The sequence below is a fragment of the Rhizorhabdus sp. GW822-FHT03C02 genome (assembly GCF_058801765.1).
The window spans coordinates 29062-49001 of record NZ_JBXANN010000013.1; the positions used below are offsets into that span (position 1 = coordinate 29062).

General features: G+C 67.3%; 20 protein-coding genes. 14 read left to right on the forward strand and 6 right to left on the reverse strand.

Annotation, left to right across the window (positions count from 1 at the left end; translation table 11 throughout):
* Positions 1 to 157 precede the first annotated feature (157 nt).
* Complete coding sequence (locus tag AC1RM6_RS24800; RefSeq protein WP_493106239.1) at positions 158 to 406, forward strand: GlsB/YeaQ/YmgE family stress response membrane protein; 249 nt, start codon at positions 158 to 160, stop codon at positions 404 to 406.
* Positions 407 to 496: 90 nt separating this feature from the next.
* On the opposite strand, the gene AC1RM6_RS24805 is transcribed toward AC1RM6_RS24800, so the two are convergent.
* On the reverse strand, positions 497 to 1243 hold the full coding sequence (locus AC1RM6_RS24805; RefSeq protein WP_493106241.1) for an SIMPL domain-containing protein: 747 nt from the start codon (positions 1241 to 1243) through the stop codon (positions 497 to 499).
* A 216-nt stretch (positions 1244 to 1459) separates the two neighbouring features.
* Between AC1RM6_RS24805 and AC1RM6_RS24810 the strand changes: the two genes are divergently transcribed.
* From AC1RM6_RS24810 to AC1RM6_RS24825, 4 genes are all read left to right on the forward strand, one after another.
* Complete coding sequence (locus tag AC1RM6_RS24810) at positions 1460 to 2644, forward strand: efflux RND transporter periplasmic adaptor subunit (RefSeq protein WP_493106243.1); 1185 nt, start codon at positions 1460 to 1462, stop codon at positions 2642 to 2644.
* A gap of 18 nt (positions 2645 to 2662) precedes the next feature.
* On the forward strand, positions 2663 to 5755 hold the full coding sequence (locus AC1RM6_RS24815; RefSeq protein WP_493106245.1) for an efflux RND transporter permease subunit: 3093 nt from the start codon (positions 2663 to 2665) through the stop codon (positions 5753 to 5755).
* A gap of 76 nt (positions 5756 to 5831) precedes the next feature.
* Positions 5832 to 7097 carry a DUF445 domain-containing protein gene (locus tag AC1RM6_RS24820; RefSeq protein WP_493106247.1) on the forward strand — a complete coding sequence of 422 codons (1266 nt, stop codon included), beginning with the start codon at positions 5832 to 5834 and terminating at the stop codon, positions 7095 to 7097.
* 10 nt (positions 7098 to 7107) lie between these two features.
* Positions 7108 to 7287: a hypothetical protein gene (locus AC1RM6_RS24825; RefSeq protein ID WP_493106251.1), complete on the forward strand. Its 180-nt coding sequence runs from the start codon at positions 7108 to 7110 to the stop codon at positions 7285 to 7287.
* A 273-nt stretch (positions 7288 to 7560) separates the two neighbouring features.
* On the opposite strand, the gene AC1RM6_RS24830 is transcribed toward AC1RM6_RS24825, so the two are convergent.
* A complete protein-coding gene (locus AC1RM6_RS24830; protein ID WP_493106253.1) occupies positions 7561 to 8829 on the reverse strand; it encodes an MFS transporter in 1269 nt (422 codons plus the stop codon).
* A 203-nt stretch (positions 8830 to 9032) separates the two neighbouring features.
* On the opposite strand from AC1RM6_RS24830, the gene pgsA reads away from it, so the two are divergent.
* From pgsA to AC1RM6_RS24855, 5 genes are read left to right on the forward strand one after another with little or no spacing between them, the layout of a single operon-like run.
* Positions 9033 to 9581 (forward strand): CDP-diacylglycerol--glycerol-3-phosphate 3-phosphatidyltransferase, encoded by a 549-nt coding sequence (pgsA, locus tag AC1RM6_RS24835; protein WP_493106255.1) that lies wholly within the window; start codon positions 9033 to 9035, stop codon positions 9579 to 9581.
* Between the two features lie 6 nt (positions 9582 to 9587).
* Positions 9588 to 9845 carry a molybdopterin converting factor subunit 1 gene (moaD, locus tag AC1RM6_RS24840; RefSeq protein WP_493106257.1) on the forward strand — a complete coding sequence of 86 codons (258 nt, stop codon included), beginning with the start codon at positions 9588 to 9590 and terminating at the stop codon, positions 9843 to 9845.
* Positions 9842 to 10291, forward strand: coding sequence for a molybdenum cofactor biosynthesis protein MoaE (locus AC1RM6_RS24845; RefSeq protein ID WP_493106259.1), 450 nt, complete (start codon positions 9842 to 9844; stop codon positions 10289 to 10291). The genes moaD and AC1RM6_RS24845 overlap by 4 nt, the downstream gene beginning before the upstream one ends.
* Positions 10292 to 10293: 2 nt before the next feature.
* Positions 10294 to 10827, forward strand: a complete 534-nt coding sequence (locus tag AC1RM6_RS24850) for a sigma-70 family RNA polymerase sigma factor (protein WP_493106261.1) — start codon at positions 10294 to 10296, stop codon at positions 10825 to 10827.
* Positions 10820 to 11521: an anti-sigma factor gene (locus tag AC1RM6_RS24855; RefSeq protein ID WP_493106263.1), complete on the forward strand. Its 702-nt coding sequence runs from the start codon at positions 10820 to 10822 to the stop codon at positions 11519 to 11521. Before AC1RM6_RS24850 ends, AC1RM6_RS24855 begins: the two co-directional genes overlap by 8 nt.
* A gap of 174 nt (positions 11522 to 11695) precedes the next feature.
* Here the strand turns inward: AC1RM6_RS24855 and AC1RM6_RS24860 are convergent, their stop codons facing one another.
* Positions 11696 to 12607: a LysR substrate-binding domain-containing protein gene (locus tag AC1RM6_RS24860; protein WP_493106265.1), complete on the reverse strand. Its 912-nt coding sequence runs from the start codon at positions 12605 to 12607 to the stop codon at positions 11696 to 11698.
* A gap of 356 nt (positions 12608 to 12963) precedes the next feature.
* Between AC1RM6_RS24860 and ahpD the strand changes: the two genes are divergently transcribed.
* The 4 genes from ahpD to AC1RM6_RS24880 all read left to right on the forward strand — a co-directional run bounded on the left by ahpD (position 12964) and on the right by AC1RM6_RS24880 (position 17204).
* Positions 12964 to 13485 (forward strand): alkylhydroperoxidase, AhpD family, encoded by a 522-nt coding sequence (gene ahpD, locus AC1RM6_RS24865; protein ID WP_493106267.1) that lies wholly within the window; start codon positions 12964 to 12966, stop codon positions 13483 to 13485.
* 86 nt (positions 13486 to 13571) lie between these two features.
* Complete coding sequence (epsC, locus tag AC1RM6_RS24870) at positions 13572 to 14267, forward strand: serine O-acetyltransferase EpsC (protein ID WP_493106269.1); 696 nt, start codon at positions 13572 to 13574, stop codon at positions 14265 to 14267.
* Positions 14267 to 14602, forward strand: a complete 336-nt coding sequence (locus AC1RM6_RS24875) for a DUF2794 domain-containing protein (RefSeq protein ID WP_493106271.1) — start codon at positions 14267 to 14269, stop codon at positions 14600 to 14602. The genes epsC and AC1RM6_RS24875 overlap by 1 nt, the downstream gene beginning before the upstream one ends.
* A 127-nt stretch (positions 14603 to 14729) precedes the next feature.
* Positions 14730 to 17204: a PAS domain-containing protein gene (locus tag AC1RM6_RS24880; protein ID WP_493106273.1), complete on the forward strand. Its 2475-nt coding sequence runs from the start codon at positions 14730 to 14732 to the stop codon at positions 17202 to 17204.
* Positions 17205 to 17219: 15 nt separating this feature from the next.
* Here AC1RM6_RS24880 and AC1RM6_RS24885 read toward each other — a convergent pair whose 3' ends face one another.
* From AC1RM6_RS24885 to phoU, 3 genes are all read right to left on the reverse strand, one after another.
* The gene (locus tag AC1RM6_RS24885; RefSeq protein ID WP_493106275.1) at positions 17220 to 18278 is read right to left on the reverse strand and encodes a hypothetical protein; all 1059 of its coding nucleotides are present in this window, start codon (positions 18276 to 18278) and stop codon (positions 17220 to 17222) included.
* 253 nt (positions 18279 to 18531) lie between these two features.
* Positions 18532 to 19230, reverse strand: coding sequence for a phosphate regulon transcriptional regulator PhoB (phoB, locus tag AC1RM6_RS24890; RefSeq protein WP_493106277.1), 699 nt, complete (start codon positions 19228 to 19230; stop codon positions 18532 to 18534).
* Positions 19230 to 19931 (reverse strand): phosphate signaling complex protein PhoU, encoded by a 702-nt coding sequence (gene phoU / locus AC1RM6_RS24895; RefSeq protein WP_493106279.1) that lies wholly within the window; start codon positions 19929 to 19931, stop codon positions 19230 to 19232. The genes phoB and phoU overlap by 1 nt, the downstream gene beginning before the upstream one ends.
* Positions 19932 to 19940 lie beyond the last annotated feature (9 nt).

Below are 19940 nucleotides of genomic sequence, written 5' to 3' on the forward strand. Positions count from 1 at the left end.
CGGGCCGGTTGCGTTTCAAGGCTTTCGAAGCCGCCGGCCGAGGCCGTAACGAACCGCGGCAAAAGGGGCCATAAGAGGAACGAAGCGGTCGCCTGCGCGTATTTGCCGCTGTAGGTTCCTGAGCGAGCCTGAGCAGATAGAGTTGCAGGAGGATTTTATGGACTTGATCATTTTCCTGATCGTCGGCGGCATCATCGGCTGGCTCGCCAGCATCGTCATGCGCACCGACGCGCAGCAGGGCATCATCCTGAACGTGGTCGTCGGCATCGTCGGGTCGTTCATCGGCGGCGTGTTGTTCGGCCGGAGCCTCGGCACCGGCGGCATCGGCGGCTGGGTCGCGGCCTTCCTGGGCGCGGTGATCCTGCTGGCGATCGTCAATCTGGTTCGTCGCGGCGCGATGCGTTAAGTTTCGAGGCTGGTTCGGCCACGCCCGAACCAGCGCGGCACCAGCGAAACGAAAAAGGGCCGCCGGAGTAATTTCCGGGGGCCCTTTTGTTTACTGCAGTTCGAACGTCACCGAGACGCTCACCGACAATTTCTGCTCGCCGGCCTCGACCGAGCTGTCGGCGGCTTCCTTCGACCGGACCATCATCGCCATCGGCCGCACGATCGGCCCCTCGTTGCTGCCCTCGCTGATCGCGACGATCCGCTTGACCTGCATGCCCGTAGCCTTCGCATAGAGCGCCGCACGCGCCTGCGCGATCGCGATCGCCTTGTTGCGCGCCTCGTCGAGCAGCGCGTCGGGGCGGTCGACCGTCAGGGTCGGGCCGTCGATCTGGTTGGCGCCCGCCGCGACCAGCGCGTCGAGGATCGCGCCGGCGCGCTTCACGTCGCGAAAGCGGATCGAGACCCGGTTCGCCGCCTGATAGCCGGTGATCACCGGCGGCTGGTTGTCGGCATAGCGATATTGCGGGCTGAGCCCGATCGAGCTGGTCTGGATGTCGCGGTCGGCGACCCCGGCCTTGCGCAGCGCGGCGACGGTCGCCGCCATCCGCCGGGCATTTTCGGCCATCGCATCGGCCGCGGCGGGCGCCTGGGTGACGACCCCGGCGCCGATCAGCGCGACGTCGGGCACCGTGCTCGCCTCGCCGGTCGCGACGATATCGAGCCGGGTGCCGGCGAGCACCGGGGCGGCCGGCTCCTGGGCCATCGCGATCGCCGGGACGACCGCGCCGGCCAGGACCGGGGCCAGCAAGACCGGGGTGATTCGGCGCATGATCGACTGTTTCAAAATCCGCTCCATGATGGTTCTACTGCGTTGCCGCACCGGCAGCGCAGGCGTATAGCCCTGCCGCGCTGCGCCTGCACGGGGCCTGAACGCCCGTCCCTGCGCCCGCCCCACCATCGGCCCGCCCGGGATGACGGCGCAAATCCCGGCTTGAGCGAGGTGACATATTGATATAATACAGTGGCAATCGTGGGCGCCTTTTCAGGGCCAGCTGGTAGAGAGTTGATGGGGATGAACGTCGAATCCGGCATCCGTCAGGGTGCACCCGAATATGCCGATTATGATTATGACGAGCAGCAGGCCGCCAAGAAGCGCCGGCTGATCGTCATCAGCGGCGTCGTTCTGCTGGTGCTGCTCGCCGCCGCTTGGTTCATGCTGCGCGGCGGCGACAAGCCCGCCGCCAAGCCGGCGGCGCTGCCGACGGTCACCGTCATCACCCCCGGCAGCACCACCGTGCAGGGCACGATCTCGGCCACCGGATCGCTCGCCGCCAAGCGCGAGATGCCGGTCGGCGTCGCCGGCGAGGGCGGCATGGTCCGTTCGGTGCTGGTCGAGCCCGGCACCTGGGTGAAGGCCGGCCAGACGCTGGCGATCATCGACCGTTCGGTCCAGGCCGAGCAGGCCAATTCGCAGGCGGCCTCGGTCAAGGTCGCGCAGGCCGACGCCGCGATCGCCCAGTCCGATTTCGAACGCGCCCGCGCGCTGGTCGCACGCGGCTTCATCTCGAAGGCCGACCTCGACCGCAAGGGCGCGACCCGCGACGCCGCGGTCGCCCGCGTCGCCGTGGCCCGCGCCCAGTTCGGCCAGATGCAGGCGCAGATCGGCCGGCTCGACATCCGCTCGCCGGCTGCCGGCCTGGTGCTGACCCGCACCATCGAGCCCGGCCAGATCGTCGGCCCGAGCAGCGGCGCGCTGTTCCGGGTCGCCAAGGACGGCGAGCTCGAGATGAAGGCGCTGCTCGCCGAGCAGGACCTCGCCCGGCTCAAGATCGGCGACAGCGCGCAGGTCACCCCGATCGGCGGCACCCAGGCGTTCACCGGCAGGATCTGGCAGATCTCCCCGGTCATCGATCCGCAGACCCGCCAGGGCACCGCGCGCATCCAGCTGAGCTACAATCCCGCGCTGCGCCCGGGCGGCTTCGCCTCGGCCGACCTGCAGAGCGGCAATGTGCTGGCGCCGCGGGTGCCGGAATCGGCGGTGCTGAGCGACGACAAGGGATCCTATGTCTATATCGTCAACGCCGACGGTTCGGTGGCACGCCGCGACGTCAAGATCGGCGACGTGTCCGATGCCGGGGTGGTGATCCTGTCGGGCATCAACGGCAGCGAGAAGATCGTGCTCGCCGCCGGCGCCTTCCTGAACCCGGGCGACAAGGTGAAGCCCGAACTGGCCAAACCGACCGCCGTCACCCGCTGACGCACCGGAGCACAGATCATGCGTAACATCTCCGCCTGGGCGATCAAGAATCCGATCCCGCCGATCGTGCTGTTCGTCGCGCTGACCCTGGCCGGGTTCATCAGCTTCACGCGGATGGACATCAACCAGATGCCCGACATCAGCTTCCCGGGCGCGTCGGTGACGATCACCCAGCCGGGTGCGGCCCCGACCGAGATGGAGACGCAGATCACCCGCAAGGTCGAGGCGGCGGTCGCCTCGGTCGGCAACGTCAAGTCGATCACCTCCTGGGCGACCGAGGGCACCAGCGGCACCAATGTCGAGTTCCAGCTCGGCACCCCGGTCGACCGCGCGGTCAACGACGTCCGCGACGCGGTCGCCAAGATCCGGTCGGACCTGCCCGAGGGCATTCTCGAGCCGCAGGTTCAGCGCATCGACGCCGATGGCGGGCCGATCGCCTATTATTCGGTGTCGGGCGTCAACATGACGCTCGAACAGCTGAGCTGGTTCGTCGACAACACCGTGATCAAGCGGATGCTGTCGATCAACGGCGTCGCCGGGGTGTTCCGCGGCGGCGGCGTCAGCCGCGAGATCCGCGTCATCCTGAACCCCGCCAAGATGCAGGCGCAGGGGGTGACCGCGAGCCAGGTCAACGACGTGCTGCGCCGCGTGAATCTCAACGCCGCCGGCGGCCGTGCCGAAGTGGCCGGCGCCGAACAGTCGGTGCGCGTGCTCGGCAATGCCCGCACCGCCTATCAGCTCGGCGAGACCCAGATCTCGATGGGGATGGGCCGGTCGGTCCGCCTGTCGGACATCGCCGAGGTCCGCGACGCCTATGGCGAGCAGCGCAACATCTCGAAGATGAACGGCCGCCAGGTGCTCTCCTTCGCCGTGCAGAAGGCGAAGGGCGCGTCGGAGGTCGAGGTCTACGACAAGATGATCAAGATCATGGACGATCTCCGCAAGGAGAATCCGGGGATCGAGTTCAAGGAACTGTACACCAGCGTCACCTTCACCAAGAGCCAATATCATTCGGCGATCGACGCGATGGTCGAGGGATCGGTGCTGGCGGTGCTGGTGGTGTTCTTCTTCCTGCGCGACTGGCGCGCGACCGCGATCTCGGCGCTCGCCATCCCGTTGTCGGCGATCCCGGCCTTCTGGTTCATGGACCTGATGGGCTTCACACTGAACATGATCAGCCTGCTGGCGTTGAGCCTGGTCGCGGGCATCCTGGTCGACGACGCGATCGTCGAGATCGAGAATATCGTCCGCCACATGAAGATGGGCAAGACCGCCTATCAGGCGTCGATGGACGCCGCCGACGAGATCGGCCTGGCGGTGGTCGCCACCACCATGGCGATCGTCGCGGTGTTCGCGCCGGTGTCGTTCATGCCCGGCATCGCCGGCCAGTTCTTCAAGCAGTTCGGCCTGACGGTCGCGGTCGCGGTGCTGATGAGCCTGCTGGTCGCGCGACTGATCACGCCGATGATCGCGGCTTATTTCCTGAAGGCCGACGGCATCAAGGAACATGGCGGCGGGCCGGTGATGGAGCGCTATATCGGCCTGCTCAAATGGTCGCTGCGCCATCGCTGGAAGACGATCTCGGTCGGGGTCGCCTGCTTCGTCGCGACCTTCCTGCTGTTCGCGACGATGCCGCAGGAATTCCAGCCGCCGCAGAATCTCGACAGCTCGATGGTCAAGATCGAGCTGACCCCGGGCGCCCGCGTCCGCGAGGACACCGAGCGGGTGACCGACCAGGCGGTGGCGATCCTCAACCGCCAGCCCGAGGTCAAGGACGCCTTTTCCGACATCGGCGACAATGGCGACACCCGCTATGCGACGATCTACATCACGCTGAAGCCCGGCAAGGAGCGCAAGCGCACCAGCATCGAGTTCGAGCGCGAGGTCGCCCCCGAGCTGGCGGCGATCCCCGACGCGCGGGTCAATTTCCAGTCGCAGTCGGGCGGTTTCGGCCGCGACCTGACGGTGATGCTGGCGGGCGACGATCCCGACAAGCTGCAGCAGACCGCCAATGCCCTGATCGCGGCGATGGGCAAGATCCCGACGATCCGCGCCCCGCGCATCGACGGCGACCTGCAGCGTCCCGAGCTGCTGATCAAGCCGCGGCTCGACATCGCCGCCGACCTGGGGGTGACCACCGCGGCGCTCAGCCAGGCGATCCGGATCGCGACGCTCGGCGACATCGAACAGAATATGGCGAAATTCTCGCTGTCCGACCGCCAGATCCCGATCCGGGTGTCGCTGAGCGAGGAATCGCGCCGCGATCTCGGCACGATCCAGAACATGCCGGTGCAGACGGTCAATGGCGGTTCGGTGCCGCTCAAGGTCGTCGCCGACATCCATTTCGGCGCGGGCCCGTCGAAGATCCGCCGCTACAACCAGGTCCGCCGGCTGGTGATCGGCGCCGACCTGGCGCCGGGCGCGGTCAGCGGCGACGCCTATAAGGCGATCTATGCGACCGCGGCGTTCAAGAACATGCCGGCCGGGGTGCGCCAGATCAAGGTCGGCGACCAGGAGATGCAGGAGGATCTGGTCTCGGGCTTCATCATCGCGATCCTGTCGGGCGTGCTGCTGGTGTTCGCGGTGCTGGTGCTGCTCTACAAGCGGGTGCTGCCGCCCTTCGTGAACATGGCGTCGCTGCTGCTGGCGCCGCTCGGCGGCATCATCGCGCTCAAGCTCGCCGGCATGTCGATCTCGCTGCCGGTCTATATCGGCCTGCTGATGCTGTTCGGCATCGTCGCCAAGAACTCGATCCTGCTGGTCGACTTCGCGATCGAGGAGATGCGCCACGGTGCCAATCGCTTCGACGCGATCCTCGAGGCGGCGCACAAGCGCGCCCAGCCGATCGTGATGACCTCGATCGCGATGATCGCCGGCATGCTGCCGATCGCGATCGGGCTGGGGGGCGACGGCAGCTGGCGCGCGCCGATGGCGGTGTGCGTGATCGGCGGCATCGCGCTGTCGACCCTGCTCACCCTGGTGATCGTCCCCGCGGGCTTCACCCTGGCCGACGATCTCGAGAAATGGCTCGGGCCCAAGCTCGGCCGGATATTGGTCAACGACGAACCCCACCAGCCCGAGCCGAAGACGCCGCCGCTGCCCGCCGAATGAGGTCTCGCCCGGCCGCGATCGCCGAGAAGATCGCGGCCGGGCTTGAACCTTGGCCCGGGCGGAACATTATAAGTCCATGAACATCCTTGCCCGCACCGGCCTCGACCGCTTCAATCCCGCCCAGGGCGGGGTCCGGGGCATGCGGATCGTCGCCACCGGACTGCTGATCGCGATGGCGGCGATCTATCTCGTCGCCCGCGCCCATGAGAGCGCTCACCCCGGCTGGGGCTATCTGCGATCCTTCGCGGAGGCGGCGATGGTCGGCGGGCTCGCCGACTGGTTCGCGGTCACCGCCCTGTTCCGCCATCCGCTCGGCCTGCCGATCCCGCACACCGCGATCATCCCGCGCAACAAGGACCGGATCGGCACCAGTCTCGCCGCCTTCCTGCGCACCAATTTCCTGACCGCATCGGTGGTGGCGCGGCGAATGCACAAGGTCGACGTCGCCGGCGCGATCGGGCGGCTGCTCGCCAACCCTCCGCAAAGCGGGCCGATGCGCGACGGCATCGGCAAGCTGATCGCGGCGATCCTCGAATCGCTCGACGACGACCGCTTCGGCGGAATGATCAAGTCGGCGCTGTCGACCCGGCTGCGCAATTTCGACATCTCGCCGCTGCTCGGCCAGACGCTCAAGGCGGCGATCGTCGAGAATCGCCATGCCGAGATGCTCGACGGCATCATCGGCTGGGCGAGCCGCATCCTGCTCCACAACGAGGCGATGATCCACGAGATGGTCGAGTCGCGCGCGGGCAAGCTGATGCGCTGGACCGGGCTCGACGCGAAGCTGTCGACCGCGATCGTCGAGGGGCTGCACAAGCTGCTCGACGACATGTCGACCGATCCGCAGCATCCGCTTCGCCTCAAGGCGCAGGAGGGGATGGAGATGCTCGCCGACAAGCTCGAGCAGGATCCCGACACCCGCGCCAAGGTCGCCCAGCTGAAGAGCGACCTGCTCGACAGCCCGGCGTTCGTCGCGTGGATGGACACTCTGTGGCAGAGCGCGCGGCGCGGCATGATCGCGATCGCGCGCAACCCCAACGCCGCGCTCGGCGGCCAGATCGGCGATGCGATCAAGCAGCTCGGCGCCACGTTGCAGAACGATGCCGGGCTACGCCGCACGATCAACCGCTTCGCGCGCCGGGCGATCGTCGGCGTGGTCGCCGACTATGGCGACGGCATCGTCAAGCTGGTATCCGAGACGATCCGTGGCTGGGATGCGCGCACGGTGACCAGCCAGCTCGAAAATGCGGTCGGGCGCGATCTCCAATATATCCGGGTCAACGGCACGATCGTCGGCGGGCTGGTCGGCCTGGGGCTGCACGCGCTATCGAGCCTGCTGTAGGAGAGCGCCCATGGCCGAACGATTCGAACGACATAAGCAGCCCTGGACCCAGGACGAGATCCAGAAGCTCCACACCCTCGCCAAGAAGGGCATGGCGCTGCGCGCGATCGCCAAGGCGCTCAAGCGCAGTGAGGAATCGGTCAAGGACCGGGCTAAGCACGACAGCCTGCCGATCGCCAAGCTGCATTAACCAGCCGAACTTGACAGAAGAGGCGCCCTGCCCGCTTCTGGCGCGATGAAGCGCATCATCATGGCCGAACGCTGGCGCGAGGATCTGCGCCTGTTCTGCGTCGCCTATATGTGTTTTTTCCTGATGATCGTGATGCTGTTCGGTTGGGGGTAATGGCCGCAAACACGCGATCTCGAGGATGCTGACGCATCCTCGATCGTTATGCTCAAGCGCCGCACGGGCTGATACCCAATCCCGACGAGTCAAACTCACCGTGATTGGGTATAACGCCCCTCAGTCGCACGCCTTGTGCAGCTTCCACCCCAGCCAGGCCGAGACCAGGCAGAAGAGCGGGATCACCAGCAGCGCCTGAGCGACCGTGACGCCGAGCGCGAGGATGCCCATGATCACCGCAGCGCCAGCGACCATCGCGCCCGAGTTGACGATGTTGTTGGCGGCGACGGTGCGCGCGGTCTTGTCCTCGGTGACGGTGGTGGTGAGGAAGGCGTAGAGCGGCACCACGAACATGCCGCCGGTGATCGCGACCCCGAGCAGTGCGACCGCGACGAGCAGCGCGCGCGGATGATGGATGAATTCGGCGAGGGTGAAGAGATGGCCGTCGGCGCTGCCGGTCCAGCCGATCGTCACGACATACATGAACAGCACGAAGCAGCCCATGCCGATCACCGAGGCCGGCGAGTAACGCGCCGAGACATGGGCGCCGAGCATCCGGTTGATCGCGACCGAGCCGATCGCGACCCCGACCGAGAAGATCGCGAGGAACAGGCTGGCGACCTTCTCGTCGGCGAGGAAGACATTCTTCACCAGCGGCGGGAATTCGATGATCAGCATCGATCCGATCGCCCAGAAGAAGCTGATCGCGCAGATCGCGAGGAACAGCCGCGGGATGTGCATCGTGTCCGACACCAGCTTGATCGACGAGCGCACGACATGGAAATCGAGCGGCGCCGCGCCGAGCGAGGCCGGTGCCGGCGGCACCTGGCGCCCGGCGAACCAGCCGAGCACGGCGACGCAGATCACGACGATCGCGGTGGTCTGAGCGCTGATGAAGCCGGCAGCGATGGTGCCGGCGAGAATCGCGATATAGGTTCCCGCCTCGACCAGGCCGGTGCCGCCGAGCACCTCGTCGGCCTCGAGATGCTGGGGCAGCAGCGCATATTTGATCGGCCCGAAGAAGGTCGAATGCACCCCCATCGCCAGCACCGCGGCGAGCATTACCGGGATCGACGGGATCATCAGCCCGACCGCGCCGACGGTCATGATGCCGATCTCGGCGGTCTTCACCAGCCGGATGATCTTCGCCTTGTCGCGGGTGTCGGCGAGTTGCCCCGACAGCGCCGACAGCAGGAAGAAGGGCAGGATGAACAAGGCGGTCGCCAGCGCATTGAACTTCGCCTCGACCGCCGGATCCGAATAGACCTCGAACGTGACGAACAGCACCAGCGACGTCTTGAACAGATTGTCGTTGAAGGCCCCCAGGAACTGGGTGACGAAAAGCGGCAGGAACCGGCGCTTGGCGAGAAGCCGGAAAGACGGTGTCATGCGGAGGTTCTACGCCTTTTCCATTATCGCCGCAGCGACGTCCGGCGCAGGACATAGCCGAAGCAGATGACAGGTCAAAGCAAGATAGGAGCCTGACCGGATCACAACGCGGCGCCCGGCACACGGACATGCCGTAAATTACGCATGGCGGCGGCCGGGTTTCGGCCTTCCTGCCGGCCCTCAACCGCGCTAGACGGACCGGGATGTTGACACTGCCCAACATATTGACCCTGTCGCGGATTTTCGCGGTGCCGATCTTGGTGTTCCTGCTGTGGATGCCGACGCCGTTCGAATATGCGCTGGCGTTCGCGCTCTATGCGCTGATGGCGATCACCGATTATTTCGACGGCTATCTGGCGCGCGCGCAGGGGGCGGTGTCGCGGCTCGGCGCGTTCCTCGATCCGATCGCCGACAAGATCATGGTCGCGGCGGTGATCGTGATGCTGATCTTCACCCGCGACGTCGACGGCTATCATGCGATCGCCGCGCTGGTGATCCTGCTGCGCGAGATCACCGTGTCGGGCCTGCGCGAATTCCTCGCCGGGCTGCAGATCTCGATGCCGGTCAGCCAGCTCGCCAAATGGAAGACGACCTTCCAGCTCTTGTCGCTGGGGTCGATCATCCTCGGCGGCGCGCTGCCCGGATGGCCCTGGGTCCGCGACGTCGGGCTGGTCAGCCTGTGGGCCGCGGCGGGCCTGACGCTGATCACCGGCTGGGATTATCTGCGCGTCGGCATGAAACATATGGATTGAAGAATATTGGCGATCGAACTGCTCTATTTTGCGGGGGTGCGTGAGGCGATCGGCAAGAATGGCGAGCGGGTCGAGCCACCGGCCGATATCGTCAGCCTCGCCGATCTGGTCGACTGGCTCGCGGCGCGCGGCGGCGGCTATGCGCAGGCCTTTGCCGACCGCGCGCGGTTGCGGGCCGCGATCGACCAGGCGTTCGTCGATCCGCAGGCGCCGATCGCCGGCGCACGCGAGATCGCGCTGTTTCCGCCGGTGACCGGGGGATGAGCAGTCTCGTCCGCGTCCAGCCGGAAGATTTCGACGTCGGCGCCGAGCTGGCGCGGATCGAGGCACTGGGCGGCGGCGCGGTCGCGAGCTTCACCGGGGTCGTCCGCGGCACCGGCGGGCTGACCGCGCTCGAGCTCGAACATCATCCCGGCATGACCGAACAGGCGCTCGCCGACATCGCCGCACAGGCGGCGGCGCGCTGGCCGCTGACCGCGATCACCATCATCCACCGCGTCGGCCTGCTGCGACCGGGCGAACGGATCGTGCTGACCGCGGCCGGATCGGCGCACCGCGCGGCCGCGCTCGAGGCCTGCGCCTTCCTGATCGACTGGCTGAAAACCGCGGCGCCTTTCTGGAAGAAGGAGCATTTCGAGGGTGGCCGAAGCGCCTGGGTCGAGGCTAGACAATCGGACGACGACGCCGCCGCGAGATGGGGAAACCGATAGACATGGCCGAGCCCGATCTCGCCGACCTGCTGCTGGCCATGGCCGACGGCGACCGCGCCTCGTTCGAGCAGCTCTATCGCCGGACCTCGGCGAAACTTTTCGGAATCGTGCTGCGTATCTTGCCTGAATGGTCGCTCGCAGAAGACGCAATGCAAGATGCTTATGCAAAGATATGGCGCAACGCCGCAGGTTATGACGCATCGCGCGGCAGGCCGATCACATGGCTGGCGACGATCGCCCGCAATGTCGCGATCGACATGCGCCGCCGCGAGATCCCGGCCGGCCGCGAGCGCGACGAGTCGATCGATCTCGACATGCTGACCGCCGACCGCCACGCCCCATCGGCCGAGGCGCTGGCAGCGCTGCGCGCATGCCTCGACCGGCTCGACGCCGACCAGCGCGCGCTGATCCTGTCGGCCTATCTGCGCGGCGAGAGCCGCGAGGAGCTCGCCGAGCGGCTGGGCCATCCGATGGGCACGATCAAATCGTGGCTCCATCGCGGCCTCGCCCGGCTGAAGGGCTGCCTCGATGGCTGACGATCCCGACATGCTCGCCGCCGAATATGTGCTCGGCACGCTCGACGCCGCCGAACGGCGCGCGGTCGGCCGCCGGCTGCTGACCGATGCGGCGATGGTCGCGCAGGTCGCCGACTGGCAGGCGAAACTCGCCCCGCTCGGCCTGATCGCCGCCGAAGTCGCGCCGCCGCCGGGGCTGTGGCAGCGGATCGAGGCGGCGACCGCGCTGCCGCGCGCAGCCAACGACAATCGATCGGTGCGCTGGTGGCAGACCGCGACCGCTGCGGCGGTGCTCGCCGCGGTCGGCATCGCCGGACTCGCGATCCGCCCGGTCGCGCCGACGCCCGCGCCGATCGTGGCCCAGGCCCCCGCGCCGTCGCCGCTGATGCGGTCGGTCGCGGCGCTGAGCGCGCAGGGCGGCAGCCCGGCGCTGCTGGTGACCTATGACAGTGCCGGGCGGATGCGGGTGCTGCCGGTCAATGTCAGCGCGCAGGCGGGCAAGAGCCTCGAACTGTGGATGATCGCGGGCAAGGCCGCGCCGAAATCGATCGGGCTGATGCCCGAGCGCGGCGCCGCCGACATCGCGATGCGGATCGATCCGGCCAAGGACATGACGATCGCGGTCTCGCTCGAGCCCGCGGGCGGATCGCCGACCGGTGCGCCGACCGGCCCCGTGCTCTATTCGGGCCAGATGGTGAACGTGCCCGTCAGCTGAAGGTCCGGCGGACCGGACCGCCAACCGACGGACACGCCCGATGCAACGCAACTCGCACCGGTCGCCCGCACCCCCGAAGGGGTTCGAGTGGGGGGGCAATGCGAGTTACGGCGGCGAGCCCGATCCGGTTGCGGAGCCGTATCAAAAAAAACCCACTTTTCCGCGGAGGCGGCCTCAGTGGGCGTCGGTGTCGGATATGCGCAAGGCATCGGCAAGCAAGCGGAATTCCTTGTCGCGCGGGCTGCCCTTGCGCCAGGCGAGCGCGATCCGGCGCGAGGGATGTTCGGCGTCGAGCGGGCGAGCGATGACATGGGTGTTGTCGAGGATGCCGGCGTCGAGCGCCATCGCCGGCAGCAGCGTGACCCCAAGGCCATTGTCGACCATCTGCACCAGCGTGTGGAGCGAGGTCCCGAGCATCGCCGCCTCGGCGCGCATCTCGGGGCGGTTGCACGCCGACAGGACATGATCCTTGAGGCAATGCCCATCCTCGAGCAGCAGCAGCCGGGTCTCGTCGATGCCGTCGGCGCTGATCATCGCCGGTGGGTTGGCGATCTCGCCATCGGGGAAGGCGACGAACAGCTTGTCGAGGAACAGATCGACCGATTCGACGTCGCCGCAATGATAAGGCAGCGCCAGCAGCACGCAGTCGACATGGCCGCGGTGGAGCGAATCGCAGGCGGCGCTGGTGGTCTCCTCGCGCAGATAGAGCTTCAGATCAGGCCAGGCCTGGCGCAGCTTGGGCAGGATCCGCGGCAGCAGGAAGGGCGCGATCGTCGGGATCACCCCCATGCGCAGATCCCCCGACAGCGGCTTGCCCGCCGCGCGGGCGAGGTCGCCGAGTTCCTCGGCCTCGCGCAGTACGCGCTGCGCCTTTTCGGCGATGCGCAGCCCGAGCGGGGTGAAGCGCACCACCCGCCGGGTCCGCTCGACCAGGGTGATGCCGATCAGCGATTCGAGTTCGCGCAAGCCCGCCGACAGGGTCGACTGGGTGACGAAACAGGCGTCGGCGGCCCGGCCGAAATGGCCGTGATCCTTGAGCGCCACCAGATATTGGAGCTGTTTGAGGGTCGGTAGATAGGTCGCCATTCATCGCCTCTATCGATTAATATCGCCAAAATAATCAATTTGCTCGACAATAGCCAGCCTGTCACAGGGGGCTTGCAAGATTTTTGGCAGCACCCATTTGGAACTGGACGCTATGACGCCCCCCGCCTTGGCCGGAACCCGGCCACAGCGATCCGCGTTATCGATATACTTCGGACCCATGCGGTCCCGAAGCTGGCTGCCCGCCCCCAGGGCAGCCCGGCCCCGCCGTTTCCCCCGACGGCGCGGCCCGAATGGGGCGCGGAGGTTTCCCCCACCTCCGCGCCCTTTTTCACCCCGAAATCGGCCCTATATCCACACTGTCAGATCGAAAATGCCCCCTCGTAAGGAGCCCTGCCATGTCGCTCGAGAGCTTTGCCGAAGCGCTTCCCGATTATGCCAAGGATATCCGGCTGAACGTCGGCGCGCTGCTGGGCGACCAGATGCTCGGCGACCAGCGTAAATACGGGCTGTTGCTCGCCTGCGCGCATGGCAGCGGCTACCGGCCGATCGTCGAGGCCGCCGAGGCCGAGGCCGCGGGCAAACTGAGCCCCGAGGCCGCCGATGCCGCACGCGCATCGGCGGCGGTGATGGCGATGACCAATGTCTATTATCGCTTCGTCCACCTCGCCTCGAACAAGGACTATGGCCAGCTTCCCGCCAAGCTGCGGATGAACGTGATCGGCAAACCCGGCATCAACAAGGCCGATTTCGAGCTGTTCAGCCTGGCGGTGTCGGCGATGAACGGCTGCGGCCTGTGTATCGACAGCCACGAAAAGGTGCTGCGCCAGCATGGCGTCGCCACCGAGGTGATCCAGAGCGCCGCGCGCATCGGCGCGGTGATCAAGGCGGCCGCGACGGTCCACGCGACCGCGGTCTGATCGGGGGCGTCGGGCGGAACCCTTTCAACCCCGGGCGTTTGTGCCTATATTGTTCCACGAACGATAAGCGCGCCTGGAATTTGCCTATGCTGGACGGCCTGATCTCCTACCTCGATTCGATCAAGGCCCGCGATCCGGCGCCGCGCTCGCGCTGGGAAATCCTGCTTTATCCGGGGGTGCTCGCGCTCGGGCTCCACCGGGTCGCGCACTGGCTGTTCCAGGCCGAACTCTATTTCCTGGCGCGGCTGGTCAACCATATCGCCCGGGCGCTGACCGCGATCGACATCCATCCGGGCGCCCAGATCGGCCGCAACTTCTTCATCGACCATGGCTTCGTGGTGATCGGCGAGACCGCGATCATCGGCCATGACGTGACGATGTACCAGGGATCGACGCTGGGCGGCACCAACCCCACCAACGGCCATGGCGGCAAGCGCCATCCGACGATCGGCGACGGCGCGATCATCAGCCTGGGCGCGGCGGTGCTCGGCCCGATCATGATCGGCGCGCGGGCGCGGGTCGGCGCGAATGCGGTGGTGACCAAGGACGTCGCCGAGGGCCAGGTCGTGGTCGGGATCCCGGCCAAGCCGATGCTGGTCGACGTCAAGGAATATCAGCGCGACTTCGTCCCCTATGGCACCCAGTGCAGCGAGCGGTTCGATCCCCAGACCCAGCAGCTCGAAATCTTGCGCTGCGAGATCGAGACGATGCGCGCCCGGCTGACCACGCTCATGGAAGAACGCGACGCGGCGATGGCCGCGAAGGAGCGCGACCGGGCCTGATGGGGGTCGTATCGCCCTTCCCCGGCCGCCCGCTCCAGGTCGGTTTCGACCGCGCCGAGCTGGGCCGCATCCTCGATCTCTACGGCCGCATGGTCGCAAACGGGATGTGGCGCGACTATGCGATCGACCTCGGCCGCGACGCCGCGGTGTTCGCCTGCTTCCGGCGCGCCGCCGAACGCCCCGAATATCGGATCGAGAAGCGTCCGGCGCTGCGCAGCCGCCAGGGGATGTGGGCACTGATCGGCGAAGGCGGCGCTGTGCTCAAGCGCGGCCATGAACTCGGCCCGGTGCTGGCCCCGCTCGAGCGCAAGCTGGTCAAGCTGGTCGACGATTGAGCCACGTCCCCACCGGGCATAAAGATTAACCTATGTGCGCAACCTTCGGCCGGACCGGGGGTTGTCGCGGTGCGCGCGGATGCCAGGGGGCATGAGCGGCGGGTAGGAAAACGGGGCGCAAGACCAGATGGACGGTGAACATGTGCAGGACCGCGAGCGCCGTCGTCTCGAGGCCCTGCATCGTTACGATATCCTCGACACCCCGCGCGAGGCGGTGTTCGACGACGTCGCGCGGCTCGCCGCCGACATTTGCGGCGCGCCGATCGGGGTGGTCAACCTGATCGACGCAGGCCGGCAATTCTTCAAGGCCGAGGTCGGGCTCGGCGTGCGCGAGACCCCGCTCGACACATCCTTCTGCGCCTGGGCGATCCTCGAGGATGATGTCCTGCTCATCCCCGACGCCACCACCGATCCGCGCTTCGCCGGCAACCCGCTGGTGACCGGCGATCCGCATCTGCGCTTCTACGCCGGCGCGCTGCTCAAGACCGAGGACGGCCTGCCGATCGGCACGCTGTGCGTGCTCGACACCGAGCCGAAGCAGTTAAGCGAGATGCAGCAGCGCACGCTCAAGGTGCTCGCCTGCCAGATCATGAGCCAGCTCGACCTGCGGCTGGCGCTGAAACAGCGCGACGAGAAGGAGGATCGCTACCAGACGCTGTTCGGTTCGATGGACGAAGGCTTCTGCATCATCGAATTTTTCGACGGCCCGCACGGGCCGCTGAGCGACTATGTCCATGTCGAGGCCAATGCCGCCTATGAGCGCCATGCCGGCATCCCCAATGTCGTCGGGCAGAAGGTCCGCGAGATGGTGCCCGACGAGGCCGGCGACTGGGTCGCGCGCTATGGATCGGTGCTGCGCACCGGGGTGCCGATCCGCTTCGAGCGCGAACTCGAGGCGACCGGGCGCTTCCTGTCGCTGTCCGCGTTCCGGATCGAGCCGGCGAGCCGCCGCCAGGTCGCGGTGCTGTTCCAGGACATCACCGAGCGGCGCCGCGCCGAACTGGAGCTGATCGAGCTCAATGCGACGCTCGAAGCAAGGGTCGCGGATGCGCTGGCCGAGCGCCGGATCCTCGCCGACCTGGTCGAGGGCACCAACGCCTTCGTCCAGGTCGTCGATCGCGATTATCGCTGGCTGGCGATCAATAGCGCAGCGGCCGGCGAGTTCGAGCGGATCTTCGGCATCGTGCCCAGGGTCGGCGATCGCATGCTCGACCTGCTGGCCGATCAGCCCGAGAATCGGCAGGCCGTGCAGGCGGTCTGGGACCGTGCGCTGAGCGGCGAGGAATTCGTCGAGATCGGCGAGTTCGGCGACCCGTCGCGCGATCGCCGCCATTACGAGATGCGGTTCAACATGCTGCGCGACCATGAGGGCCGCCAGATCGGCGCCTATCAGTTCGTCCATGACGTGACCGAACGGCTGCACGAGCAGCAGCGGCTGATCGCCGCCGAGGATGCGCTGCGCCAGGCGCAGAAGATGGAGGCGGTCGGCCAGCTGACCGGCGGGCTGGCGCATGATTTCAACAATCTGCTCGCCGGCATCTCGGGCGCGTTCGAGATGATCGGCATGCGGCTGTCGCAGGGCCGCGCGCGCGACGTCGAGAAATATCTCGCCGCCGGTCAGGGCGCGACCCGCCGCGCCGCGGCGCTCACCCACCGCCTGCTCGCCTTTTCGCGCCGCCAGACGCTGTCGCCCAAGCCCGTGGTGATCAACCGGCTGATGAGCGAACTGGTCGACCTGGTCCAGCGCACGGTCGGCCCGTCGATCGGGGTCGAGACGATCGCGGCGAGCGGACTGTGGCCGACGCTGGTCGATGCCAACCAGCTCGAAAATGCGATCCTCAACCTGTGTATCAACGCCCGCGACGCGATGCCCGACGGCGGCAGCATCACGATCGAGACCGGCAACAAATGGCTCGACCAGCGCACCGGCGCCGAGCGCGGGCTCGAGCCCGGCCAATATGTCACGGTCTGCGTCAGCGATACCGGCACCGGCATCGACAAGGCGACGCTCGCCCGGGTGTTCGACCCCTTCTTCACGACCAAGCCGATCGGCCAGGGGACGGGCCTGGGCCTGTCGATGGTCTATGGTTTCGCGCGCCAGTCGAACGGCCATGTCCGCATCTATTCGGAGGTCGGCCAGGGAACGATGGTGTGCATCTACCTGCCCCGCCATCTCGGCGCCGAGGAGGCCGAACCGGTGCCCGAAGCCGAGATCCCGGCCGGGACCGCGACCGGCGAGACGATATTGATCGTCGACGACGAACCGACGGTGCGGATGCTGATCGCCGATGCGCTGGGCGAGCTCGGCTATGCCTGCGCCGAGGCGGTCGACGGCCCGTCGGGGCTGAGCATCCTCCAGTCGAGCAACCGCATCGACCTGCTGATCACCGATGTCGGGCTGCCCGGCGGGCTCAACGGCCGCCAGGTCGCCGATGCCGCCCGCGCGCTACGACCCGAGCTCAAGGTGCTGTTCATCACCGGCTATGCCGAGAATGCGGTGCTCAACCATGGCCATATCGAACGCGGCATGGAGGTGCTGACCAAGCCGTTCGCGGTCGACGACCTGACGATGCGGGTCGACCGGATGCTGCGGACCGACTGATGCCCGCGCCGCGGATCAGGCCAGGCTGGCCCGGTTCGCATGGGGCAGCCTGCCCGCCATGTCGTACGGGAGCAGCCCGACCACGAACCGCCGCGCCGACTGCCAGAAGGCCGAGAGCAGCAGCAGCGCCGAGCCGATGATCAGCGCGGTGAAGCCGAACGACAGGTTCATCGCCCCCGCCTGCTCCATCAGGCTCGACAGCGCGAACAGCACATAAGCGAGCGCCGAGACCATCAGCGCGCGACGGTCGATCGCCAGCGCGACCATGCCGAGCCCGATATAGAGCAGGATGACGATGCTCGCCTTGACCGGATCGGCGGTGCCATGGAGCATGCCCATCATGTCGAAGACCGGATGGACGATCATCGGCGCGGCGAGCAGATGCAGCCAGAAGGCGACATCCGAGCGGCGGGTGAGCCGCTTCGGATCGCTCACGTCCCACCACATCGCGAAGGCGAACACCGCCAGGCCGCAGGCGAGCAGGATCGGGCTGACATGGTCCTGGAGCGCCGGCGCCGAGCCGATCAGCAGCAGGACGATCAGGCCCGCCAGTGCCGCCGCCCCGGCGGCAACGGTGATCGGCACCTGGAAACGCCGCCAGTGGAACCATACCCCGCCCGCGGTCAGCGCAGCCGCCACCGCCAGCAGCAGGATCGAGCCGCTGTCATGCTCGAAATCGGCACGGCCGACGAAGCTGGCGCCGAAACCGACGAACAGCCCGCCGGCGAAGGCGAGCAGCAGGATGATGCTGGGCAGCGCCATCCGGCGGATCCGGGTGAAATATTCGGCGAGCACCCAGGCGGTGCCGGCGACCGCGAAGCCGAGCAGCGGCGACGGCCCCTCGACCTCGGCGCCGATCCGGATCGAATTGCCGATCCAGCCCATCGCCACCAGCAGCAGCACCGCCGCGATCGAGACGAAGATGTCGTTGAAGCCGGTCAGGAGGCGAAAGCTCTCCTCGTCGACGAGCGGGGTCGCGCGCTGTCCCGCGACATGCACCCGCAGCGCCTCCGCCGCGTCGGGGCTCAGCACCCCGGCCTGGACCGCTCCGTCGATATCGGTTTCGCTGTACATGGCGCCTCTCCGCAATTCCGTGTGCGGAGGCTTTTAGCACGACTGTATTATCGTATCAATACAGCGATACGGTGCTGTGCGGAGGTCCGTAAGCACCACATTCGCACCCAAATCCATTTCGTCATCCCGGCCACCGGATCGGGGCTTTGCCCCGTCCGAGGAAGGGCATCGCCCGGGATCTCGTGCGGTTAGGGCGCGCCCTTGCCTCCTGAGATCCCGGCCTCCGCCGGGATGACGGGTGAAAGTCAGCCGGTCAGGCGACGCCTTCGCTGTCGAGGGCATAGCCCGCCGAGCGCACCGTGCGGATGATGTCGGGGGCGTCGGACAGGTTGATCGCCTTGCGCAGCCGCCGGATATGGACGTCGACCGTGCGCGGCTCGATGTCGGCCTCGCGACCCCACACCGAGTCGAGCAGCCGCTCGCGCGAGAAGACGCGGCCGGGATGTTCGAGGAAATGCTTGAGCAGCCGGAATTCGGTCGGCCCGAGCATCACCGGACTGCCGCCGCGGCGGACGCGGTGGCTGGCGGTGTCCATCTCGATATCGGCATAGGCCAGCCGCTCGCCGGCGAGCGCCGGACGGACGCGGCGCAGCACCGCCCCGACCCGCGCGACCAGTTCGCGCGGCGAGAAGGGCTTGGTGACATAGTCGTCGGCACCGGTTTCGAGGCCGCGAACGCGGTCCTCCTCCTCGCCGCGCGCGGTCAGCATGATGATCGGGACATTGGCGGTGTCGGCCATGCGGCGCAGGCGCCGGCAGACCTCGATCCCCGAAATCCCCTCGATCATCCAGTCGAGCAGCACCAGGTCCGGCGGGGTCTCGCGCGCGAGCAGCAGCGCTTCCTCACCGTCCGCGGTCCGTTCGACCTCGAACTCCTCGCGCTCGAGATGCCAGCTCACCAGCTCGGCGAGCGCGGCATCGTCCTCGACCAGCAGGATCCTTCCACGTGCCATCAGTCGGCCCCCGCCAGCAGGTCTTCGCCACGGGCGCGCTCGGCCATCTGGTCGCCGGTGGCGGCATAATAGACCATCTCGGCGACGTTGGTCGCATGGTCGCCGATCCGTTCGAGATTCTTGGCGATGAACAGCAGGTGGGTCGACGCGGTGATGTTCTGCGGATTTTCCATCATATGGGTCAGCAGGGTGCGGAAGATGCTGTTGTAGAAATCGTCGACCGCCTTGTCGCGCGCCGCCACCGCCACCGCGCCCGCGGCATCGCGGGTGACGAAGGCGTCGAGCACGTTCCTGACCATCTCGGTCACGACCTTGCCCATCGACGGCAGCACCGACAGCGCCTCGAGACCGCGCGCGTCCTGAAGCGTCGCCACCCGCTTGGCGATGTTCTTGGCATAGTCGCCCATGCGCTCGACCACGCCGGCGATCTTGAGCGCGGCGAGCACCTCGCGCAGATCGTCGGCCATCGGCGCGCGCAGCGCGATCAGGCGGATGACCTGGCGTTCGATCTCGGCCTCGAGCTGGTCGATCTTGCGGTCACCCTCGACGATCCGGGCCGCGCCCTGCAGGTCGCGGTTGGCGAGCGCGTCGATCGCGCCGGTGATCGCCGCTTCGGCGCGACCGCCCATTTCGGAGACGAGCGCACGCAGCTGGCCGAGATCTTCGTCGAATGCTTTTACGGTATGTCCGGTGGTAGCCATTGGTACCCT

Bases quoted from the DNA above. Each gene is read 5' to 3' on its own strand.
- ahpD (WP_493106267.1), top strand. From the start codon at position 12,964: ATGTCGCTCGAGAGCTTTGCCGAAGCGCTTCCCGATTATGCCAAGGAT.
- AC1RM6_RS24820 (WP_493106247.1), top strand. From the start codon at position 5,832: ATGAACATCCTTGCCCGCACCGGCCTCGACCGCTTCAATCCCGCCCAG.
- AC1RM6_RS24850 (WP_493106261.1), top strand. From the start codon at position 10,294: ATGGCCGAGCCCGATCTCGCCGACCTGCTGCTGGCCATGGCCGACGGC.
- pgsA (WP_493106255.1), top strand. From the start codon at position 9,033: ATGTTGACACTGCCCAACATATTGACCCTGTCGCGGATTTTCGCGGTG.
- AC1RM6_RS24815 (WP_493106245.1), top strand. From the start codon at position 2,663: ATGCGTAACATCTCCGCCTGGGCGATCAAGAATCCGATCCCGCCGATC.
- AC1RM6_RS24805 (WP_493106241.1), bottom strand. From the start codon at position 1,243: ATGGAGCGGATTTTGAAACAGTCGATCATGCGCCGAATCACCCCGGTC.
- AC1RM6_RS24825 (WP_493106251.1), top strand. From the start codon at position 7,108: ATGGCCGAACGATTCGAACGACATAAGCAGCCCTGGACCCAGGACGAG.
- AC1RM6_RS24845 (WP_493106259.1), top strand. From the start codon at position 9,842: ATGAGCAGTCTCGTCCGCGTCCAGCCGGAAGATTTCGACGTCGGCGCC.
- phoU (WP_493106279.1), bottom strand. From the start codon at position 19,931: ATGGCTACCACCGGACATACCGTAAAAGCATTCGACGAAGATCTCGGC.
- AC1RM6_RS24830 (WP_493106253.1), bottom strand. From the start codon at position 8,829: ATGACACCGTCTTTCCGGCTTCTCGCCAAGCGCCGGTTCCTGCCGCTT.
- AC1RM6_RS24885 (WP_493106275.1), bottom strand. From the start codon at position 18,278: ATGTACAGCGAAACCGATATCGACGGAGCGGTCCAGGCCGGGGTGCTG.
- AC1RM6_RS24880 (WP_493106273.1), top strand. From the start codon at position 14,730: ATGGACGGTGAACATGTGCAGGACCGCGAGCGCCGTCGTCTCGAGGCC.
- AC1RM6_RS24810 (WP_493106243.1), top strand. From the start codon at position 1,460: ATGAACGTCGAATCCGGCATCCGTCAGGGTGCACCCGAATATGCCGAT.
- phoB (WP_493106277.1), bottom strand. From the start codon at position 19,230: ATGGCACGTGGAAGGATCCTGCTGGTCGAGGACGATGCCGCGCTCGCC.
- AC1RM6_RS24860 (WP_493106265.1), bottom strand. From the start codon at position 12,607: ATGGCGACCTATCTACCGACCCTCAAACAGCTCCAATATCTGGTGGCG.
- AC1RM6_RS24855 (WP_493106263.1), top strand. From the start codon at position 10,820: ATGGCTGACGATCCCGACATGCTCGCCGCCGAATATGTGCTCGGCACG.
- AC1RM6_RS24800 (WP_493106239.1), top strand. From the start codon at position 158: ATGGACTTGATCATTTTCCTGATCGTCGGCGGCATCATCGGCTGGCTC.
- epsC (WP_493106269.1), top strand. From the start codon at position 13,572: ATGCTGGACGGCCTGATCTCCTACCTCGATTCGATCAAGGCCCGCGAT.
- AC1RM6_RS24875 (WP_493106271.1), top strand. From the start codon at position 14,267: ATGGGGGTCGTATCGCCCTTCCCCGGCCGCCCGCTCCAGGTCGGTTTC.